Below are 21,069 nucleotides of genomic sequence, written 5' to 3'. Positions count from 1 at the left end.
CTCAAATCATGGCACACGCGATGTCAGGGCCACATATGCGCGCGACATAACACAATTACGTGTCGTAGTAAGCCCCCGCGCCATATCCGTAGCCCCCATAGCCATATTGCGCCGCGGCCTTGCGATCGACCTTGGTCAAAACGGTGCCAAAGGCGGTGTTGTCTGTAAAGGCGAACTCGCGCAGGCCGGCCTGTATCTGGTTTTCCGGCGTCGCATTCCACGCGATGCAGTACAGCAGGACATCGGCCAGCGGGGCGATGATCCGGGCATCGGGCACCGCCAGAACGGGCGGCGCGTCGATGATGACCATGTCGTATTCCTCGCGCGCGCGCTCGATCAGCTCGGAGAAGGCCGACGAGCTGAAGATATCCGCCGCGTTGACCGAGGACTGCGCCCCCATCAGCAGGTCAAAGCCGTATTCGGTCTGGGTGACCACATCGCTTAGCGCGCCGCCATCGCGCATGGCGTTGAGCAGGTTCGAGCTGGCGTCCGACTCGAAATACTCGGCCAGCGTCAGGCGGCGGTTGTCGGCTTCCATCAGCAGCACGCGGCGGCCAAGATCGGACACGTTTTTGGCCAGCGTGATGGCGGTGGTCGTCTTGCTTTCACCGGGAACGGTCGAGGACAGCAAGACCACCGCCGGCGGCTTGCCCGGCTGCATCATCAGCAACGAGGTCCGCAGGTTGCGCACCGCTTCGGCCATGGCCGAGGTGGGGTTCTTGATCAGATAGGGCAGCAGGTCCTGACGCCGCTTGATCGGCACCAGCGGCAGCTGGCCCAGCACCGCCAGGCCGGTGGCGCGTTCTGTGGCGGTCACGCTTTGCAGGCCGCTGTGACGCAGGAACTGCAGCATCAGCAGGCCCAGACCCACCACCGCGCCAAAGACCAGCCCAAAGGCCGAGACCATCACGGTGCGGGGCGCGATCATCGGCGCGCTGGTGGCTTCGGACAGGATGCGGCTGTCGGGACGTTGCAGGCCCAGCTGGATCGAGATTTCCTTGAGACGGGTCAGGAAGGTCTCGTAGAGGGCGCGGTTCGCCTCGACGTCGCGCAGCAGCGTGTTGAGCCGGATCAGCGCGGCGGTCTGCTCGTCGATCTGCGCTTGCAGCTCATCCAGCGCCGGTTGCAGCGATAGCAGCCGCGCCTGCGCCGAACGCACAGAGGATCGCAACTGCGCGATCTGGGTGGTGGCCTCGGCGCGCAGGGCGCTTTCGTTGCGCGGTTGCGCCTGCAACAGCCGGTTGAAGGCGGCGCTCTCAACGATCTCGGCAAAGCCGTCGAAATCCCCGGCGTCCAACAGCGTCTGAAGCACCGACAGGTTGGTCTCGCCGCGCTCGATTTCGAGGGTGGTCTGTTCGACGCGGTCGCGCAGGCCGCTGGCGCGGATGCTCAGCTGGTCGAGCGCCTCCTGGCTGACGAGGTTCGAGTTCTCGCGCAGCTTCTTGGCGGTCTCTTCACTGGTCTTGAGCTCTTGTTCCAGCTCGGCCACCCGCTGGGACAGCCAGTTCACGGCGTATTCCGTCGCCTCGAATTTCACCGTGACCTGGTTATCGAGATAGATCTGCGCCAGCGCGTTGGCCAACCGGATGGATTTCTCGGACGAGGTGGTGACCACGCCGATGTTGAACAAAAACGTATCGCGTTGCGCGCTGGTGCGGATCTTGGTGGTGGTCTGGCGCACGGTGGCGTTCAGGATCTGCTGGTCGGTATATTGCTCGTCGTTGCTCATGCCGAACAGCCCCTTGACCCCGCCGATCACCTTGGACAGGCCGGATTTGGTCAGGGTCGGGTTGAACTCGGGATCGTCCAGCAGGCCTTCTTGCAGCACCAGCTTGGTCACCAGCGGGATCGAGCGGACCACTTCGAGTTCGGTGTTGATCGCCTGGCTTTCGGTCGAGGCGCCCGGCAACATGCTGTCAAGGTTCAGCAGCTGCGGCGTGCGCTCTTCAAAGGCGATGCGGGTGGTCGACAGGAACTGCGGCTCGGCCACGCGCAGGGCGTAATAGGCTCCGCAAAGCAGCCCGACGCCCATGGTCAGCAGCAAGATCCACTTGCGCACCCACAAGAAGGTCAGCAGCACCATCAGGTCGATGTCCTGCTCGCCCTTGCCATAGCTCAGGCGGTTGGTCAGATGCGCGCCGTTTCCTGATGTCGGAGAAGTATTTGGGGTGTTCACTGGCTTACCGTTCTTATCCTGTTCGGGCACACGAAACAGCCGACAGGATGTAAAATGCCTCGGCTAACTTGGCGGCTGTGTACCCCTGACGGCGGCAAAAAGTAAATTCCAAATCGGGCTTTAACCACGCGCTCTTGCCGGGGGAGCAGGTTATTTTTGACAGCTTTTGCTGGCTTGCCGCGCCGTCAGGGCTGGATTGCGCGGCGCGCTCGGCGGTATTTTGCCGGATCTTGTCGTGTGATCGGCGGAAACGCGTACCCGGCACGTAGTAACATCGAGGTGAAGGCTCGACCGCTTGCCGTGCCGGGAGCGGCTGCTTACATCGACGCTATCAAGGGTCGATGTGACGCTGGGGGGCGTCATTTTTCCGTTTGATGGCGTATGTGGTGAACGGGCGTGTTCTTAACCTAGCTTTCCAAAGCGGTAGGCTTGGTTAAGTTATTGCTAATGTTGTACTTTTTCGACGTTTTTTCGACGTTTTATTGAGGGTCCATTAAGCGACTCGGTCTATTCAACCCCCCTCGCTGCCACTGATGGGGGCCACGTAATCGTGCCGATGCTGCCGCACTTTTGTCGCACTCTTTTAAGAGATTATCTACCGGGGGCTTCCTTTCAGAAGGCGGCTGTGAATAACTTGGGCCTAGAAAAACAAATAAAATCAGGCAGTCGAGCAGTCGTCATGAACCAGTATGCGCCCGGATTTACATCCGATGCGGCGTCTTTCCCGTTTCAGGAGTATCTCCAGAAACCCGAGAGCACCTTTGCCCAGTCGGTGGATTACATCACGATCCCGGCTGAAATCGCACTATACACACGCGCACCGGCGCATGGGGTGGGGGCTGCAATAGGCAGCCCTTTTGAGTTTATACTCAAACCCGCCGAAGATGTTTGGGACGATTTATTCGACCGCATGGCGCGTCCCAGCGAAATGTCCATTCGCACCGGTGCGGCGGGCCTGATCGCCCCCAAGGCGCGCCGATCCCAAGGCGCCTGGATGGTGCGTCACAGCGATGACTGGACCTTCCTGACCAATATGAACTCGGGCCAAAGCCCAACGAAAGCAGGCGGCACCCAGACGAAACGGGCCGAAGATCGCGCGATTTTCGTAGAGCAGTGCACCGTCCGTTTTGCGCGCAAGGACTGGGCTTTGCACGCCCCAGAGCTTTTTGCGCAGGCCAGGACGTGGATCACCGGATCAGCCGCATGGCACTGCCGAATGGGCATACCGGTCGTTCCTGAATTTACCGTCAGCATTCCAAAAGGACAGGATGTCGAGCAGGATCTAGAACCGCTTATGCCGGCCTCAAAGATCCCGTCCCGCTTGCTTGACGACGATGAATTGGACGCGCCCATTTCGCCGATTTTGACCCTACTCGAAAGATACTCTCCGGACGAGCGGGCGCATTTCAGATTGGCGTCTGGCTTTACACGCCGAATTCCCGGAATGACCGTGCAGTTTTACGAAGCGGGCATGACCTCATTAGGGCGGGCCTTGGAAACGGCCGGGTTTTCCCTTCCGTCCGAAACCGATCCCAATTGCAACGATCTGCGGTCCAAGTTGGCAGAAACGCAGGTCTATCAGCCTGACCAGTCCGTTCAGCAGCTCATGGCCCGTGTGAGACTTAAGCTGCCGCAGGTTGCTGCCGAAGCCGAGCCGGTGCTGACCAGCCTGTCTTTGCTGCCGACCCTTGGCTCTGACGCGTTGGAGCAATTCTCAGGCAAAAGCCTGGTATCTGCGATTATCCTGCTGGATTGCGCCTATGCGATGACCTTCAGCAACAGGGATCTGTTGCGCGATGTGTTCAAGCTGTACAGCGGCGCGCTTTTGGCGTTGCTCCGGCGTAGCATTCTATTGGATCTGGCCGATCTGCGCGCCATATCCTGGCTGGAATTCGCGCCCATTTTGCTTGGCAGCTTTCCCCAAAAGGAACAGGGGGCTGACGGCGATGCGGTCTGGGCCAACATGACCGTTGCGCGTGAGTTGGATGAGGCCACCTATGACCGGATGTGCCTGCGCATGGATTTACCGTCTGACGGTTTGTACCGCGACTGGACACACGCCATGAGCTCCAGCTACGCCCGTTACGCCTGGACACGCAGCCTGGAGCGTTGGGAAAGCAAATCCCACCTGTCATCGCTGCGCATCGCCGGGCACGGCTAAGCCCCCAAGCCCCGAAATCATGGCAGGAAGTTGCAGAGTTCCCGTGCGAAGGCCGCATCATCGCTTTGCGCGAACAGCGCGCCGAACTGGGTCCAGAACGCCTCGGGGGTGATGTCTGCACCATATTTTGCTTCAAAATCAGGGCGATCTTTGAAAATCATCCAAAGGGTTTTGCGAAGGGTGGGATTGTCCGCGGGCAGGGCGTTCTTCCAGACCTTGGTCAAGGTTTTGACAGGCTCGGCGCTGCGATCCATCTGCCCTGCAGCTGTCAGCTTGGCTTGGAAAGGCGGTTGGTCTTTGATGCTTTGCAGGCGTGCAGAAATGGCGCTTAGGCAGGCAAGGTCGATCTTTGCCTCTCCCAATGCGCCATCGCGCAGCGGGGCCATGGCAATTTCCGATATGTTATCGCGCTCTGCGATAGTTTCGATATGTGTCTCCAGAGCCAGCAACTGCACCGCGATGATATTGGTCTTAGCCAGCCAGGCAGTCTGCAAATCGGGGTTTGTGCCGCAGAGCGCGTTGAGGTCTTTGGGGATCGGGTCGGCGATCTTGTCCTGAAACAAGTCGGACAGGATAAGCCCTGTCGTTGTCTGGGTGATCATGTCGATATCGGCATGAAAAGCACTGAGGTAAGTTTCCAGCCTGCTGGCAAACGTATCGGCCTTTTCCACAGTTTGCTCCGCGCGGGGCAGAGACTCCAGAATGTCCTGATAGTGCTGACCGGTCGACTTCTTGAGATACTTTTTGATCGGCTCCCACTGCGCGGTGAATGCGTCGAAATATGCGTCCCGATCCGCATCTGGGATCGGTTGGCGCCAAATCGCATTGAGAATTCTGGTGTTGCTTTCGTTGTCGGCGTCCCCTGATTGGTAGCTTTTGTGCGTGCGGATCTTTTGCGCAGTGCTTTCCTCCACACCGAGGATCGCAAAGGGGTACCCATCGCCTGTGCTGTCCGGCTCTGCCCACAGGCGTCCGCCCTTGTTGCCAAGCTCGTTTTCGGTTCGGGGCAGTATGTGATCCAGTTTCTCAGCATTGCTGAACGGGCCGGGCCTCCGGGCCTTGTCCGAGGCTTTCAACAGTCGCGAAGACCGCCAATGCGTGGGATCCAGCATCACCCTGTCCTTAAATGTAAAGTCGGGCGTCGAGGGGTCAATTCCCGCTGAGGAGGGGAGTTTTGCATCCGTCACCATGCGCAGCGCCTGCCCGGGTTGGTGGCGCAACGCGTCCACTCCGGACCCTCTTAGCCTTGCCAGAGCCTGTGCGCGGCGGCGATAGACGAACAGGTCTTGGGGCTCTGGAGGGGGCGCAACAGCTGCGGCCGGCGCCGCAGCCATATGCCCATGATGCGCACGGTGCATTTCGAGGGTTTGCAGCGCCATCTGAACCCGGGCGGTCGCCAGATCGAACAGGGGGGCCAGCGTTTGCTTGGCCGAAAGGTTTTCCTCGATAAAGTGGTAGTGGCTGCCAAGATTGACAAAGGCGCTCTTGTTCCAGGCGCCGGGATCGTTGCTGACGGGGTGTTTCTGTCTTTGGTTGGCGCCCACCTTGGCGCCCACCAGACTTACGGGAAGCCCATCTGTATCGGCACGGAACAGCTGGTAGACATCATACATGTCCGGGGTCATGGGGTCGGTGGCCAGGCCAACCTGCTTGATATGCAGCATGCGCTCCAAAAGCTGCCGGATCATATGTGTTGCGATGACCAGTTGAAAGGCGTCAAAGCGCTGCTTTTGCGCGTCTGTGTGCACGTTCAGCGAGGTGAAGGTATCTAGGATCTTGCTGGCGACAAACTTGTGCAACGTGATCCCAGCGTCCTGAAGCTTCTTGCGCATCGGTGTTGTTAGCCCGTTATACATTTCGGCATAATCGGCGACGCGCTCGCTGAGCTCGTCGAAAGCAATATCGGGCAAAAACTCGGGGGCTTGTTCCGGATGGTTTTCGGGATCGTCGATGCCTTGGACCCACTCAAGCATCATCGTGTCCACGCGTTCCATCAGCTGGAACAGGCTGTGGATGGTGGCGTGGTCCAGCGTGCCCTGGCTGTAGGGGCTATAGCGGCTCACTCCGCGCAGGGATTCTTGTTTGGCCAGCCAACGCCGCAGGTGAAAATGCGTAAGGCTGATATCAAGCATCGCACGCGCGATAAGGCGCGCGGCCTCTGTCATGTCATGGGGCGTATTGCTGGCTTCGATCGGCTCACCCCTGAACAACAGGGTGATCATCCACGCCTGTTCTGACCCGGCATCCCGGGGGTTGTCGCCCGTATCGGTGTGTTGTTCCTGCTTTTGCGGGCTGCGCAGGACCGGCTTGATTTCAAAGGACAACCCGCTGGAGTGCGTGGTGATCGCGGCAGGCCTGTTCCTTGCGGGTCGGGCTGCCACCGCGCCGGGCTTGGCCATCCAGTCGGTGATCGGCCCGGCGACGATCGCACCGTTTCGCGTGCCGCGCAGATACTGGAACTGCGGCTGGGGATCCTGCGGCGGCGGAGGAGTGTCGGTGATCGTCAACGCCGAGGAGGGCAGGTTCCGCGGATCGCCTTGGATCAGGTGAAGCCGCCCTTCTGGCGCGCTGAGACTGGCGTCGAGGACGACCTGAACCGGGTCTTGATCCTTGTACGTCCCCAGAGGAACCAGTGTCAGGGGAATGGGATGTGCCGTGCTGCCGAATGTAAAGAGAACCTCGCAGAGCGCGCCATTTGCAAAAGCAAGCGCCCGCCCCAGAAATTCGCCGGACTCGCTGCGGATTTCGAATGCGGGCTTGGGATCTTGCGGGTCGGTTTCCGGCAAGGCCTGCGGCGTCAGAAAGCTGACCTGCTGAATGGGGGGCGTATCGCTTGTGCTCGGCAGGATCGATTGAAACGCATTCGGCTCCCAAAAGATGATGAGCCGCTCTACGAATGTGCGGAAGTCTGTATTGTTGTTTGCAGCTCCACCATCCGCCATTCCAATAAAAGTCTTCTCGCCCGCAAATATTTTCGTTGAAACTTATATGTGCATCGCAAGTCCGTATTGGAACAATCCACAGGGCTGCGCGGCGGGAAACCCGGATGTATGCACATTTTTGCAACAATCCGGGGTTAGGATTTGGACTTTGGTCGTGGCGGCCCATCCAGCGGATCAGCATAGTTCATCGTGTACCGTTTGGGCGTTTGCTGAGGCTGTGGTTGTGGTTGTGGCCGGGGGGGCGGGGGGGGATCGGTCTGCGTCGGGGCTTGTGGCTGTGCCGGAGCTTGCCGAGGCGGCGCGTCGGTGTTGCCCGACGCATTTTTCTGCGCCCGCGCCTGCATACGCTGGCGCAGTGCGGCGATCTTCTTTTGCTCTTCGGCACGGGCGCGGGCGTCTTGCTTGGCGAAAGACTCCTCTGAGGTGGCCTCTGGATTGGTGGGTGCGGGCTGCCCATTCTGAAAGGCCAGCTCTGTCATGATGCGGATCACCGACTGGCTGATGCCTTCGCGCATTTCCATCTCATTGGGCTGCTCCTCGCCAAGGGGCGGGTAATAGGGCACTTCCCGGATGTTCCCCAAAGGGATCGCGGTCATGATTGCGCTGACCAGTTCGCGGTCTTCTTCGGTGACGGCCCGCCGGTTCAGGGTGTTGCGGAACCACGCTTCGCGGCGGGCCCAGTCGCGGACACCAGGCTGAGGGCGGCGGACTTCGATATACCGCAAGAAGCGTCGCAACCCGGTTTCCACCGTGCCATCTCCCGAAAAGTTGCGCGCCAAGGCGCAGATCGAGGCTTTGACCTCGTCGGGCATCGGTTTGAGCGGGTTGCCATACAGCGAGGAATGGGCGCTGAGTGCGGCCAAAAAACCCACCACGAGGATCAGCATGTCAACGGTCACGGCGCCAAGCATCGCGGCTTGGGCGCTGCCGGCTCCGCGGAAGAAGTCATCGACCGAGCGGCGAATATCGCTTTCGTCGCTAAGATAGACGCTTTCCAGTTCGGTCAGCTCGGCGATCATCTCGCGCACGTCTTCCTGTCCGCGGTTCGCAAGGTTCAGACAGCCGCGGGTCTGCGCGGTCAGGGCACGCAGATCGGTGAGGTCGGGCGGCGCAACACTGGGGGTTTCGGCCGGATCGGCGGCGGTGGCGCAGGCGCGGTCCACAAAGGTCTGCTGGGCCGCCTCAATGTCCGTTCCGCGCTGCGCAAGGTTGTCCAGCCGCGCAGGCTGGCAGTTCAGCGAAGAGGCCAGATTAGACCCGGCCTGCACCAAAGATTGGCGCACGGCGGTGCATTCGGTGCTCCAGGCGTCAAAGGTTGCGTTTGTGGGATTGTTCCTAAAGCTGCCCAGCAGCGTGGTCAGCTGATCCAAAGACACCGGCGCTGTGGTCTCTGTCACGGGGCTGCCTTGTGCAAAGCTGTCCCGCAGGGTTTGGCGTGCCGTGTTGAAACGCTCGCGGATCTTGGCGATCTCATTCAGCGCCTCCGAGTTGCCGTCGGCATCCTGCGCTACGGCGGCGTTGGCCAGCTGCAGTTGCAGCTCCAGCGCCTGTTTTTCTTCGGCCAGGGTGGTGAGTTCATCCGTGGTGCTGGTCAGCTGCGCCTCGAGCTGTTGCAGCTCGCCCTCGGCCTTGTTCTTGGCGATGAACAGCCGCCCCGAAAAGGTGCCGGGCCGGGTGGCCGGGTCGAAATCTGGCGGGTTGGCAATGCCAGAGGCGTTTTCGCAATGCGGTGGCCCCTTAAAGCCGGTGCGCTCGCATTCCAGCCGGGCGTCGAGCACGGTGACTTCTTCGCGCTTGGCCTGAATGCTGGCGGTGATCTGATCGCGCTGCGCCTCAAGCGCGGCGATCTGCGGCTCGAGCGTGCGGATTTGCTGGCTCAGGCCCACACCGGCGGTGCTGTTTTGCGTGACCAGAGCGATTTCCTCGGCTTCTTCGTCGTTCAGTCGCTTGAGTTCTGCGGTCAGCGTGGCGCGCTGGTCCCGCGCCGCCTCGGCTCCGGCGGCCTGACGGTCAAGCAGGGTTTGCACGACTTCATCCCGATCCGCCTGCAACCCGTCCAGAGCGGTTTCGACCTCGCGCAGGGCGGCGGCGTTTTGCGGATCCTCGAGCAGACCGACCGCCGCCGCATTCAAAGAGATATTGGCATCGATCAGCATCTTGCTCGTGACTTCCTGGATGATCGACGCCCGCCGCTGAATGATGTCCTCTTCGTCCTGAAACAGCTTGTAATAGCTGTCGAAGGAAAACAGCGACGAGATGGACAGCGTGACGAAATAAACCCCCAGCAAAAGCGCCGAGGTGCTCATATCCCAGACGTTCTTGATGACGCCGACCGCCACCAGCAGCATAAAGGCCAGCCCCAGCGGCAAGAGCCCGATCCAGCGCGACACTTCCTGAGAGCCGTCTTGCAGCGCAGTGAAAAAGTCCATCAGGTCGCGCAGCGAGATCTGCAAAAAGACCATGAGAGAGACGGCAATCAGCCCGGTGACCACGATCAGCAGGAACAGTCTCTGTACGGTGCCCCATTTGCCTTGGGTCTTTCGGGCCGGTCGGTCCGAGGCGTCGAACGGGTCATCGCCCTGAATGCGTTCGTCAAAGGTGGGGCGCATCCGGACCAGCTGTTCGCCCAGTTTCAGGGAGATATACAGCATGATGATCTGGACGCCGAAGGTGCTTCCAAGGCTGATGAACCAGCTGACAAGGGCATCCGCCCCCGAGCCCTGTTGTTGAGAGGCGAAATCGGCCATGCCGAACATGGTGGTCGAAAAGGAAACCGCCGAAAGCGTGACGGCCCCCACCAGAATCCAGCCCATCGTGCCTTCGCCGCCGGTGCCGGTTTTCATTTCCTGATCGGCAAGCATCCTGCGGCCCAGAAAGAATGCGCCGACACATATCGTCCCAAGGCCACCGACTTTAGCGATGAACTCAATGGGGTCCGCGCCAAAACGATCCGGGAAAAGAAAGATAGACCCTAGAAATACGACGGCAATAACCCCTAGAATTATCCGTGAATATTTCTTGAGACCTAAAGTTTTCAGCATCGTTGATTCCCACCCTCGGTTGGGACCATAGCACAGGGCTTTGATCAAAGCCTAAAACTAAACAGGTGCCCCCTAGATAAAATGGGGGGTAAGCCGTTTGAAATCAAGGATCTAGTGGCTGACGGGTCTGTCTTGGGCAGCCTGTCAGCGGGTCAAGACAAGGGTAGGGTAAGAACGTGACGGAACCAAAGCCAACAGTTTCCAGCAAAACAGAAGGCAAGAAGATTACCTTCACAGGTCATGTGAAATATCACGACTCGATGAAGACCTTTAATCTTTCGAAGTACAACATGCCCCCCGATGCAATCTATGTCTTTGACGGATGTACATTCGAGATTCCTGTGGTGGGCCGAAATCTTGTGGCCTCTCGTGTCGAGTTCAAAGACTGCGTTTTTGCCTGTAAGGTTGCCGGTAATCCCAAAGGTGAAGGAGAAATAGGCACGGCTGGAAATACGCTGGACTTCAACGGCCTGCGCGCCGATCATTTTTCGATGTCGTCCTGCGGCTCTTATTATATCATACAGAGCACAAATGAGGGCGCGACCACACAAACCAAAACAGCACAAACCAAAACACATGATCTCTACAGACCTGCACGTCTGGCAATTGACCTAAGCGCATGTGTCATCAGCGATCGGCTGGAGATCAAGATAGATCGAAAAGCATGGAGCGATACAGGGCCAGGGACGCCAAATTCGAAAAAGGATGCAGACCATGGTCCGGTCTGGATCCGCGCCAAGAACGGCAGCTTCAAAGGACGCTGCGATATCGATCTGGCGGGGCTGGCAAAGCGGGACGACGGGTATCGCTTGGCCGCAGGTGGTTTGGGGCTGGGTGCGGAGAACCGATTTTACGATTTTGTACTGTCCTGCGAGGGGGGCACCTTTAGTGACCGGGTCGAGATCGGCACGAATGCCAAAGCCGTGGACCATGCAGGTCTGCCCGTAGTTGCCATCGAGGCGCCAGAAGTCATCATCGGCGGGCAGTTGACCCTTCGCGGCGTGCAATTCCAGCCCTCGGACGGGTCGGGCCGGCCCAAGTTCGACCTCAGACGCGGCAAGATCAACCATCTGGTGTTCAAGAGCGTTCCGCAGCGGGCCTTTCAGGCGAAGGCATTTGCGGCCCGGGAAACGCGCAACGGCATTGCCCTGTGCCGGATCGACCTTGTGACCGATGAGTTGGACGACCAGCCGCCGCCGAAAGCGGAAGGTGAGGCACCGCCAGAACCGCTTTCCGCAGAGCCGCTTTCCGGGCAAGAGCGCGCGCAATTCTGGATCGACCTTGCAGAGCTGACGGCGAAGGATGCGCAAAAGCCGCTGTACGTTTTGGCCGAAGCCCTGGACCGATCAGGAGAGCGCAGCGTGGCCGATGTGGTCCTGGCCCGCGAAAAAGAAGCCCTGCTCGAGCTGGAACTGACGGCATGGCTCAAGCCACTGCCCAAGTGGCTCAATCCGCTGACCAAGGGGAAGGCCGTCTCGGGCAAGCGCGTTGCGTTCGTCGCAACTTGTGTGGTGGTTGTAAGTTTTATCGCTGTTTGGGGTCTGCATTGGGCGTTTTGGCCCGCGGACTGGCCTTTTAACCGAACGCATGCGACCGTTGCACTCGCCTTCGTTTGGATGGGGGGCTTGTGGTTGTACCGCAAGCGCAAGGCCAAGGACAGCAGCCAGACCCTGCCGGAATTTCTGTTCAATACCGTGGTCTTCGCCGTGATGAAAAGCGGCATCCGCCCGTTGCGCCCGCTCAGCATCCTGGTGTTCATCTGGCTGGTGAGCGCGCTTGCTTACGATGTTTTGGCGTCAAAGGGGATGATGGTGCCTGACCGGCTCGAAGTGACCGCCAGCACCCCGCGCTGGAACCAGGTCGACATGGCCTATCGCCAACTGGCGCCAACAGATGTCGATGGGTCCGCCAAGACGGTGATCCAAGGCAGCGAGTGGCCCACGCACTCTTTTGCGCGCATGGCAACCGCCCATGGCGGTCCGTTTGACTTGACGAAACATGCCTCGCTTTCGAAGAAAGAGAAGAAGGCGGTCAAGCGCATGTTCAGCTGGATACACGCCACCGATATTTTGGAAGTGTGCCGCAGGAATTGGACCAATCCGGGCAATATCGCCCCCGAGGTCTGGGTCGAGACGCTGGTCGGCGGGCTCGAGAAAAAGCATTGCGGGACGGGTCATGACGATGACGGCCTGTGCATCATCACGAAAGATGCGGACACGGGGGCCAAGCAAAGCCCGTGGCGCACGCGGCTGACGGACGCCTTTGACGCCAATCTGGTCACGCAAACCTGTGCGCGCTTTTTGCCGCCCGAGTATTCGACCTTTAACGCGTGGCTCTATGCGGCGGATGTGGTCATCCCGCTGCTGGACCTGCGGCAGGAACGCGAATGGTCGATCCGCGCCACCAGGATGGAGGATCTGGGCCCAAGCCTTTTGGGCATCGTTTTCATCGCGCTCGAATCCCTCTTTATTCTGGTAGGCTGGCTGATTGCTCTGATCCTTGCCGGTGCGGTCACCGGTCTGTCGGACCCGCGGCGCAGACCGTTCTAGGCCGCGATCAGCGGCCCTGGATCGGTCCCCAGTGGCGCCGCAGGGACAGGCTGTGCAGTTGGCGTTCTTCGCGCGGCTGCAAGGCATCGGGGTTGGACATCAATCCCGCCATCACTGTCAGCGATACCGCTGGCAGGGCAAAGGCCAGATGGTGCGAAGCGCCCAGCGACACAAAGGTCATGGGCTGTCCGACCACCGCCGACAGTCCAAGCATGTTCAGCCACGACATGGCGAACTGGCACCACAGGATCACCGCGAGGTTGCCGACCGCCACGGTGCAAAACAACCCGACCCCCCGGAACGAGGGATACACCGACATACGCAGCCCGGCATTCATCGCCAGCGCCAGCATCGAGGTCAGCATCAGCGCTTGCGCCGCGATCATCACCGGCACCACATCCAGTCCAAAGCTGGCCAGCAAGAAGGTGATGGCAAAGTCATCCTGAATGGCGGGCACTCTCAGGACGCTTTCTGGCACGTCGCCTTTGATCGGGAACAGCGTCGAATAGCTCGGGCACAGCCCGGTAAAGGCCTCTTGGAGGCGTGGGGTGACCAAGGGGTCCAGGCTGATCGGGGTCTCGGGGGCCGTGCTTTTGATCTCTTGCCAAAAGCCACAATCGGTCGCCGCGATGACCTGCCGCGACTGGCGCACCTGCAAGGACAGGTCCGGGTGCTCGATGATCAACAGATCGGTGTCCGGGTCCGGGGCGCGGTACAGCGAGGCATCCATGAACGACAAGATACGCTCTTGGGGGACCGCTGGCAGCGGGTTAACCTGAAGCGTGCGCAAGGTATTGGTATCAAAGGCTCTGGGCAGGATCTGACCAAGCTGCCACCCGCCGGCGAAAATGCCAAAGACGGTCAGGAACGCGATCACGTAGAACGCTTGGCTTTTGGAGTTGGCCCAGATGAAGAGGTCAGACACCGCCGTCCTTTCCTGCGTTGCCTGTCCGCGATACCATGGCGCACGGACCGTTGCCAAAGCGGGCACCCGGTGGTGTTTTCGCATCTGCTGTTGCTGAATTCCGGTGAACCACAACAGCACCAGGGACAGGGCCGCCGTCACATACAGCGGCACCCCCAGATAGGTCAGGCCAAGCGCCAGCAGCAACAGGATGAGACCGCGCAGGATCAGCGGTTTGCCGTTGAGCACAAGGAAGATCGTGACGCAGCCGCCCGACAGCACGGACATCGCCAGGATGATCAGGATCGGCGACATGTCAAAGTTGATGGCGCTGCCCACCGCAAAGAAAACCGCCACCAGCGCAAAGTACAAAAGCAACAGCGCAACGGACCGGCCTCTTTCAAAGGACAGCATCCATTCGCGCCGTTCCAGCCAGATGGCCAAAAACAGGCCAAGCAGGATCGCCAGCCATGTTTTGGCCGCTTCGCTGGGCTGTACCCCGCCGATCCCGGTTTCCGGCGTGACAAAGACCAAGCCGGCCAAAATCACCGAGGGGCCAAGCAAGATCACCGAGGGCAGTCTTTGCGCGGCTTTGAACCACTCTGTGATCCTGGAGGTGCGCTTGACGATCAAAAGGCTCAGCACCAGCAAGATCAGAATGCCTGCAGCCGGCAAGAGCCACCCTCGCCAATCTTGGGGCAGTGTGGTCAGCCATTGTGGCAGGCTGATCGTGGTCAGGCCCGCTCGTATCACGATGAACAACAACGCGCAGACCGCGAGGAACGCCGCCCCCAGGGCGAGGATCCAGCGGGGAATGCGGTGGCCCATGAAACCGATGCGCAGCGTGCGCTTGCTGACATCGACGATGCGGCGTGGGGGAATGACGGCCATGATCACCGCCAGAAACGCGATCATCGCCAAGGCAGACAGGTGGCGTTCATACAGTCTGACATTCAGCGCAAAGTGGTTGCCCAGCGTCTGCTGTGCCAGCGCCACCGCGCCCAGGCCCGCCACCACGGTCACACTGACCCAAAACAAGAACAGGAACGCGCCCCCGGCAGCATTCATGACCAAGGCATAGGCCAAGGCCAGAAAGGCGACGGCAAACAGGGCGATCAGCGCGCTATGTGCTGCGAACAAAGAGGGCGGCACCGGGTTTGGGTCGGGGTTTTGCAGCAGCCACAGGACCAGAAGCCCCACGATCATCCACAGCAGCAGGCGCACCTTGTCTTGGCTGCGGACCCTGTTCCACATCAATCTGGGCCAGGATTTTGGCTGCTTGATCAGACGCAAGGTGCGGAGGCTGAAGACAAACTTGAGCAGGGGCAACAGCATATAGCCGATCCCAAGCCCAAACAGCAGGTAGTCGGCGTTCTCTACCCCAAGACGCCGCGTGACGGCCGGGGACACCGCCAGAAACCACAACGTGAAAGCAAGCGTCACAAACACCGTGGGGATCGGCAACTTTGGGTTTTGCAGCCAAGCATAGACCCCCAAGAGAAGCAAAAGCCCGATTGCCTTGTAGGACAGCGCATCGAACAAGTATCCAATGGCCGCGAAGAGGTTTGGCGCTTGCACCGAAGGCAGCCCCCGCATGAACGTGGGCGAAAATTGCCGTTTGGCATAGGTTTCTGCCGGGTCCAGTCCGTCGCGGTTCAAATCTTCTTGGGTCAGCCAGTGTCCGCGATTGACCGGGTTGAAAAACAGTTGCCCCGCCACCTGCGTGACGCTGTATTCCGTGCGCCCCAGGATCACAGAGTTGAGCTTGCCCAGTCGGGCGGGATCATCGATTGGCCAAGGTTGCGCGCCCAGTTGAAAGCAATCGGGGCCGCTGGCCGGGCAGACCGACACCAGCCGTCCGCGCTGGGTACGAAGCTTGTAGCCCGTGCTGCGATCGGATTTGAAAATGCGCAGGCTGCCTTCGGCGACATTGTCCTGGGGCACGGTAATGTCGGGTGCGGGGGCGCGCTTGAGCCAAAGCAGGCCCAACCGCTTGAGCGTTTCCAGAGAGCCCGCCTGATCCAGCTGATCAGGGGCATGGGGCACCCGCCCCCCGATCGACAAAGAGTTGCTTTCCCACGCGGACAGGCCAAGCTGGTGCAACCCGTAAACCTGTGGGAGCGTCACAACCGAAGCGCCCGCGTGCATCAGGCGCAGGGACCGGCCATCGGGGGGAATGTCGACCTGATAGGTGACCCCGGACAGCGTAAACTGGTCGCCCGCGCTCAGCGGGAATTCGAGGTTGTTAAAGCTTTCATTCTCATAGCGCAGCGCCATCAGGCGGCGTGAAGAGATGTTGGCGATGCTTGCCGCCGCTGGCGGGCCGGAAATCGCCGCGTGTCGTCCGTCGGCGCTGTCGCTTCCCGGGCTTTGCCCCAATTCGACCAAGCCAATGATATGCGCGTCTTCGGGGTTTGCCGTCGCGGGAATGGTCACGGCCAGTTCGGTCAACTCGCGCACGGGCTCAAACGCCGACATGCGGTCAACATAGAGCGCATACCAAAAGTATGGCAGTGCCAGAAACAGCGTGGACGCGATGGCCATAGCAAAGCGCACCGCAAACGGGGCGCGATCAGGGTGAGTCTTGGACCTCATAGCTGACCCGCCTCGGCGAGTGCGCCCAGAATGCCGCCGGTCAGGGCGGGGCAGGGCGAGCCGCCGCTGGTGTGGCTGATGGCGCAGGCAAAGGCATAGCGCGGCTTGCCAGCCACATCATCAACCCAGCCGACAAACCAATGGGTGTTCAGGTTGCGCCCGTTGCCGTCGGCGATGCCCATGGTCGCGGTGCCGGTCTTGCCATGCACCCGCGGCTGGATCGCCTTGGCCGCCCCCGAGGACGAGCCAAAGGACCGCGCCCCGGTGCCGCCGCTTTGCATCACCGCCTTCATGCCCAGATGCAGCTCGCTCATCATGGCCTGGGCCACGGGGGTGTCAGGCAGCAGCGGGCCTTGGGGGGCGGGGGCAAAGCCGACCGGATGGGCGATATGCGGCACCAGACGGGTGTTCAGCGCGATATCCCCCGCCGCCGTCGCCATGGTCAACGGCGAGGCAAAGGCGTTTTGCCCATAGGCGTTGATCGCCACGTTGCGCTCGTGGAAATCGAACCCGGCAATCGGCCCGCCAGAGCCGCGCAGCCCCGGCGTGCTGGCCAGCGTCGGCGGCTCCATCCGGGGAACGAAACTGGCCTCGGCGGCCACCTCGGGCGGCAGCGCCACAAGCGGCAGCGCCCCGTTCAGACCCATATCGCGCAGCGTCTGGCCAAGGCCGGTGAACACGCGCGGCTGAACATCGGCGTCATAGAGCGCTTCGATGGCGTTTTCGCTTTCGTACACCGCCATCTGCCCGAAAAAGATGTTGGACGAGCGCGCCAGCGCTTCGCAGATGCCGTAGTTGCGCCCCGAGGCGGCCTTTTCCGCCGCCAGCCCCTGCGACTGACAGGCGGTGCGCGCGGCGGTGGTGAACGGCACCTCGCCGCGGTCGGCAAAGGTAAAGGGCGGCGCAACGTTGGTGCGGCTGGCGCTCACGGTGGTGTCCGCCCGCTCGATGGAAAAGCCGATCTGGTTGCGATAGGTGGCGGGTTTCGCGCCAAAGACCGCCTGGGCGATCAGCGGTTGATGCTCTTCGGGGATGGCTTCGTTCAGGCCGATGGCCGAGCGGATCAGCGACAGGGACGAGACGATCTTCATCGAAGAGCCCGGTTGCAGGCGCGCGTCCAGCCCGCGCCAGACGCTGGGCGAGGCGGGGCTGTTGCCCTCGGCCCCGGTGGCCAGCGCTTGCAGGTCCCAGATCGGCATGTCGGGGTTAAAGAACGGATAGCTGACCGCCGCGCGCACCGCGCCGGGATTGTCCTGTAGGTCGATCATCACGAAACCGGCCTTGCGGTCCTCGTCAAAGGTGGCGCGCACGACGTTGGTCTGGACCGGGAAATCGCGGGTCTCCAGCAGGCTGCGCGTCTGGCGCAGGGCCACTTCTTGCAGCGCCGGGTCAAAGGTCAGCCGCAGCTGGTCACGTGTCACCCCGGCGGGCAGGTTTTCGAGGAAGTTCATGTAGCTGCCGTTGGACAGCCCCGGAATGCCGATCATCGGTTCGAGGTTCAGCTGATGCGCCGCCTCGGACAGGGCCACGCCGCCGGTGTCGGTGTTGGCCAGAAAGGGATCGTTGACTCCAAGACGCACTGCGGGCGCGGGCGTATCGGGGTCTGCCGGGTCCGGCGCAGGAGACTGACCCGCCGCAGGGGCATTGCGCAGCTGCTCGGCCTCGACCAGATCAATGGCCACGCGCCGGACCTGCCGATTGAGCACCAACTCGGGCCAGCAGGCGCGGCCCATGCAGGCAAGATTGAAACGGTCGTCAATCCGCCGCCGAAACGGCGCGGTGGTCCCGGCGCGGCTGGGAGCCTGGCCCTTGCTCAGCCGGTCGCGCAGCTCGCCGGGCAGGGACGGCACCTGCACCGACTGCGCGATCAGACGACTGTCGGCGGTCCACTCACCGGCAGGCATTTGCAGCCGATACGCGATGGCTTGGTCCGCGTCCTTGCCCAGATCGGCACAAGGGGTAACCCGCAGACGCACCAACGCTTCGCTATCGCTCAGGCACAGCGGCTGGAATCGGGCATTGGGGTGGGCGCCTGCGGGTTCAAGCGCGGGTGCACTTCCGATGATATCCACCACAGCTGTCCCCGAGCGCCCCAGCTGCAAACGCAGCGGGCGCATCTCAAAGCTACTGTTGCGCACATCCGCGCCGGAAATCGCGCTCCAGTCGCCGGGAAAAGGCCCGGTCCTGCGAGCAAAGCCGGAAAAGATCGTCGGGTCGATATCATCCGCCCCCGCCGCCTGCGAAGCCGCCCCCGAAGAGGGGGCCAGATCACGCGGCGTGATCAGCCATGGCGTGCCTGAACAAATTCCCGCCGTCCGATCGGCGCTTTGGCATCGGCGACTGATCCTGGCATCGCGCACACCGATGATGCTGCGGCGCACCTGGTGACGAGCCAGTTCTTTGCGGATTTCGACCCCCGCGCCCGTGTTTCGCCACAGCAGCTTTTGGGTGATGTCGGGTGGCAAAAAGCCATCCTCGGGCTCGGTCACGCCGGGGACTTCGCGTGCCAGCCCAAATGTGATTTCCCGAGGGGTCCGCAATTTGACCTGATCCTCTGCCGGATCGTAGTAGATATATCCATGACGCGCGCCGCTCAGGAAAAGCTGGGTCGACACACTGTTGCTGGCACGCACACTGGCCGTGTCGATCCACGCCTTGTTGCGCTGGGTGATGTCCTCGAGATTAAAGAACAGCGGGGCAATCAACACCCCGACCGCTGCAAGCATCGCAGCAGACAACAGCCCCGTTACGAAAAGCATCCGCGGAATCACGGCGTGTCCCCCTTTTCGATATGGCTGTAGCGCGCAATCAACGGACCGATGCGAATGCAGCTGCCTGCTTTCAGACGCACCGGCAGCTCTTCGCCGCGGATGCGTTCGACATAATGCAAGGCTTTGCGGCCCTCGCCGACGCCGCGCATACTGAAATACTGGTGGTCCGCAACGTTTTCATACTCGTTGCGCACGACGTCTTCCCAGAATTGCGCATAGCCTGCCAGTTCCAGCTTGTTGGCGCGCTCTTCGAGGACGACCTTGGCCGCAATATCAAGCCAGTCGAGACACACCTCCTGGCTGGGGTCGCCCTGTCCGCTGCGCCGAAAGGTCACCGGGACATCTTCGGGGTCGTCGTGTCGCAAACAGCTGTGGGGAAGGGGCACCCCGAACCAGCCAAAGTTGTGATGCGCCGCCTGGCACCACAGATAGGCAAAGCTTCCGCCCGGGAATTCGCCCTGCATCTTGTCCACCACATGCAGGACTTTTTCCGGGTGCGTGCCCAGGTTGAAAACCGAATGGGTCGAGATCATCTGGACGCGGTGGCGGGTGCCGATCTTGCTGGCCGTTGCATCATCGACAAAGAACGGATCTTCCCACAGCTCGCCCATGCTATCGGCGGTTGCCACGTGATCGCGCGGGGTCGACAGCGGGTAGGGCTTTGGCCGCAACAGCACCGACTGTTTGTGCGCTTGCAGATCGTCGGCCAGCAAATGCTCTGCGGATTGAAAGTTCAAGACGGTCTCGCGCAGTTGGGGCATCCCCGAAGGGCTGGGCAAGACGATGCCCAGCACCTCGAAACGCCCTTGGGTCAAAGCATCGGGGCTGCGCCGCAAGCGCGAATAGGCGGTGTTGGGCGCAATCCGCAGGATCGCCTCATACTGCTGTGTCTGGGCCGAGGTTTGAAGAAGGCTGGTGGTCACGTCGACCTCGATCGCGCCCGTCGCCGGGTCCGGCCTGCTGGGGGGCGGTGTGATCCACTGAGAAGACTTGTCATCGGGTTCGGGCTCCCAGATCAGCGAGACCGGGGTATTTTGCGTGGCTTTCTCTTCGCCCGATATGATCCTTCGGGCCTCTGGGCACAGGGTGGTGAAAAAGATATTGGTGCTGTCGTCACTGGCCCCGCTGGCGGTGGGCGGCAAGACGCAGCAGATCCTGTTTGGCGCAAGCAGCGTGCTCAGGTCCTGCGCATTCACCGTTTCAGGAGCCCCATTGTCATCTTCGATCCAAGGGGCGCCGTTCTGGTCGATCAAATGCACGTGCCGCCAGCGCAGATGTGCAGGCATCGCGGGAGACGTGCCAAAGCATATCCGATCCTGCCCAAGGTATAAACCGGCGGGGAACGATCCGCTGGTGTTGGCAAACACCACCTCCCATTCCGTGACCTCCTGTTTGCCGTTCTCTTCCGGCGGGGCGTAAAGATACAGGGAAATGCGCCCGCGCGGCGTTTCATCCACAGTTTCGGGGATGAACAGGCTGTTGCCGGTGAAAAAACCGCTGGTGCGGGCATCCAGTGTCTGGGTCTCCAGAATGCGCCCTTCAAAGGTGATGCCCAGCTCGCGGGACGTCCGGTCGATGTTGTTCCGGATGTAGCTCGGTTCGTGATTTTGCGCCCCCACCTGCGTGCGCAGGATGAAATGCGTCATGGGCGCATAAAGGCGGCTGTCCCGATCGTCAAAGGGGGCTTCGATCACCTGGACAAGGGCCTTGAACGCATCCTCAAGGCTCAGCGCGCGGTTGGCGTCTTGGGACTCTTTTTCCGGGTGCGGCACAAAGACGGCCAGCCGCTGGCGATACCACATGGGGGATCGTTCGCTGTAGTTGTCGCGATAGCCAAGCAGCTTGCTCATATCCGTTATCTTCGGCATGTCTTCTCCCTTTGGCGGCTATGCGGTTTCTTTCTGTGGCGAGGGGCCGGCCCAGAATTTAC

General features: G+C 61.0%; 8 protein-coding genes. 2 read left to right on the top strand and 6 right to left on the bottom strand.

What is annotated here, in order from left to right; translation table 11 throughout:
* Positions 1-55: 55 nt before the first annotated feature.
* Complete coding sequence (locus B9A11_RS18750) at positions 56-2,176, bottom strand: GumC family protein (RefSeq protein ID WP_058249292.1); 2,121 nt, start codon at positions 2,174-2,176, stop codon at positions 56-58.
* A gap of 679 nt (positions 2,177-2,855) precedes the next feature.
* Between B9A11_RS18750 and B9A11_RS18745 the strand changes: the two genes are divergently transcribed.
* Positions 2,856-4,337, top strand: coding sequence for a hypothetical protein (locus tag B9A11_RS18745; protein WP_058249291.1), 1,482 nt, complete (start codon positions 2,856-2,858; stop codon positions 4,335-4,337).
* 17 nt (positions 4,338-4,354) lie between these two features.
* On the opposite strand, the gene B9A11_RS18740 is transcribed toward B9A11_RS18745, so the two are convergent.
* Positions 4,355-7,279, bottom strand: coding sequence for a hypothetical protein (locus B9A11_RS18740; RefSeq protein ID WP_058249290.1), 2,925 nt, complete (start codon positions 7,277-7,279; stop codon positions 4,355-4,357).
* Between the two features lie 134 nt (positions 7,280-7,413).
* Positions 7,414-10,140 (bottom strand): coiled-coil domain-containing protein, encoded by a 2,727-nt coding sequence (locus B9A11_RS18735; RefSeq protein ID WP_058249289.1) that lies wholly within the window; start codon positions 10,138-10,140, stop codon positions 7,414-7,416.
* Positions 10,141-10,496: 356 nt separating this feature from the next.
* Here B9A11_RS18735 and B9A11_RS18730 point away from each other — a divergent pair, with 356 nt between their 5' ends.
* Positions 10,497-12,869 carry a hypothetical protein gene (locus B9A11_RS18730; protein ID WP_143595936.1) on the top strand — a complete coding sequence of 791 codons (2,373 nt, stop codon included), beginning with the start codon at positions 10,497-10,499 and terminating at the stop codon, positions 12,867-12,869.
* A gap of 7 nt (positions 12,870-12,876) precedes the next feature.
* Here B9A11_RS18730 and B9A11_RS18725 read toward each other — a convergent pair whose 3' ends face one another.
* From B9A11_RS18725 to B9A11_RS18715, 3 genes are read right to left on the bottom strand one after another with little or no spacing between them, the layout of a single operon-like run.
* Entirely contained in the window at positions 12,877-16,368 is a 3,492-nt protein-coding gene (locus B9A11_RS18725) for a hypothetical protein (protein WP_143595935.1), read from the bottom strand.
* Positions 16,365-19,127, bottom strand: a complete 2,763-nt coding sequence (locus tag B9A11_RS18720; RefSeq protein WP_058249286.1) for a penicillin-binding transpeptidase domain-containing protein — start codon at positions 19,125-19,127, stop codon at positions 16,365-16,367. The genes B9A11_RS18725 and B9A11_RS18720 overlap by 4 nt, the downstream gene beginning before the upstream one ends.
* A gap of 8 nt (positions 19,128-19,135) precedes the next feature.
* Positions 19,136-20,989, bottom strand: coding sequence for a hypothetical protein (locus tag B9A11_RS18715; protein WP_084662831.1), 1,854 nt, complete (start codon positions 20,987-20,989; stop codon positions 19,136-19,138).
* Positions 20,990-21,069 lie beyond the last annotated feature (80 nt).

Source organism: Tropicibacter naphthalenivorans, from assembly GCF_900176475.1.
GTDB classification, from domain to species: Bacteria; Pseudomonadota; Alphaproteobacteria; order Rhodobacterales; family Rhodobacteraceae; genus Tropicibacter; species Tropicibacter naphthalenivorans.
The sequence above is the reverse complement of the archived record's forward strand: the minus strand, read 5'-3'. Positions and strand labels throughout refer to the sequence as shown.

Excerpts from the sequence above, each read along its gene's own strand:
- B9A11_RS18740 (WP_058249290.1), bottom strand. The coding sequence starts at position 7,279 with ATGGCGGATGGTGGAGCTGCAAACAACAATACAGACTTCCGCACATTC.
- B9A11_RS18735 (WP_058249289.1), bottom strand. The coding sequence starts at position 10,140 with ATGCTTGCCGATCAGGAAATGAAAACCGGCACCGGCGGCGAAGGCACG.
- B9A11_RS18745 (WP_058249291.1), top strand. The coding sequence starts at position 2,856 with ATGAACCAGTATGCGCCCGGATTTACATCCGATGCGGCGTCTTTCCCG.
- B9A11_RS18720 (WP_058249286.1), bottom strand. The coding sequence starts at position 19,127 with ATGCTTTTCGTAACGGGGCTGTTGTCTGCTGCGATGCTTGCAGCGGTC.
- B9A11_RS18725 (WP_143595935.1), bottom strand. The coding sequence starts at position 16,368 with ATGAGGTCCAAGACTCACCCTGATCGCGCCCCGTTTGCGGTGCGCTTT.
- B9A11_RS18715 (WP_084662831.1), bottom strand. The coding sequence starts at position 20,989 with ATGAGCAAGCTGCTTGGCTATCGCGACAACTACAGCGAACGATCCCCC.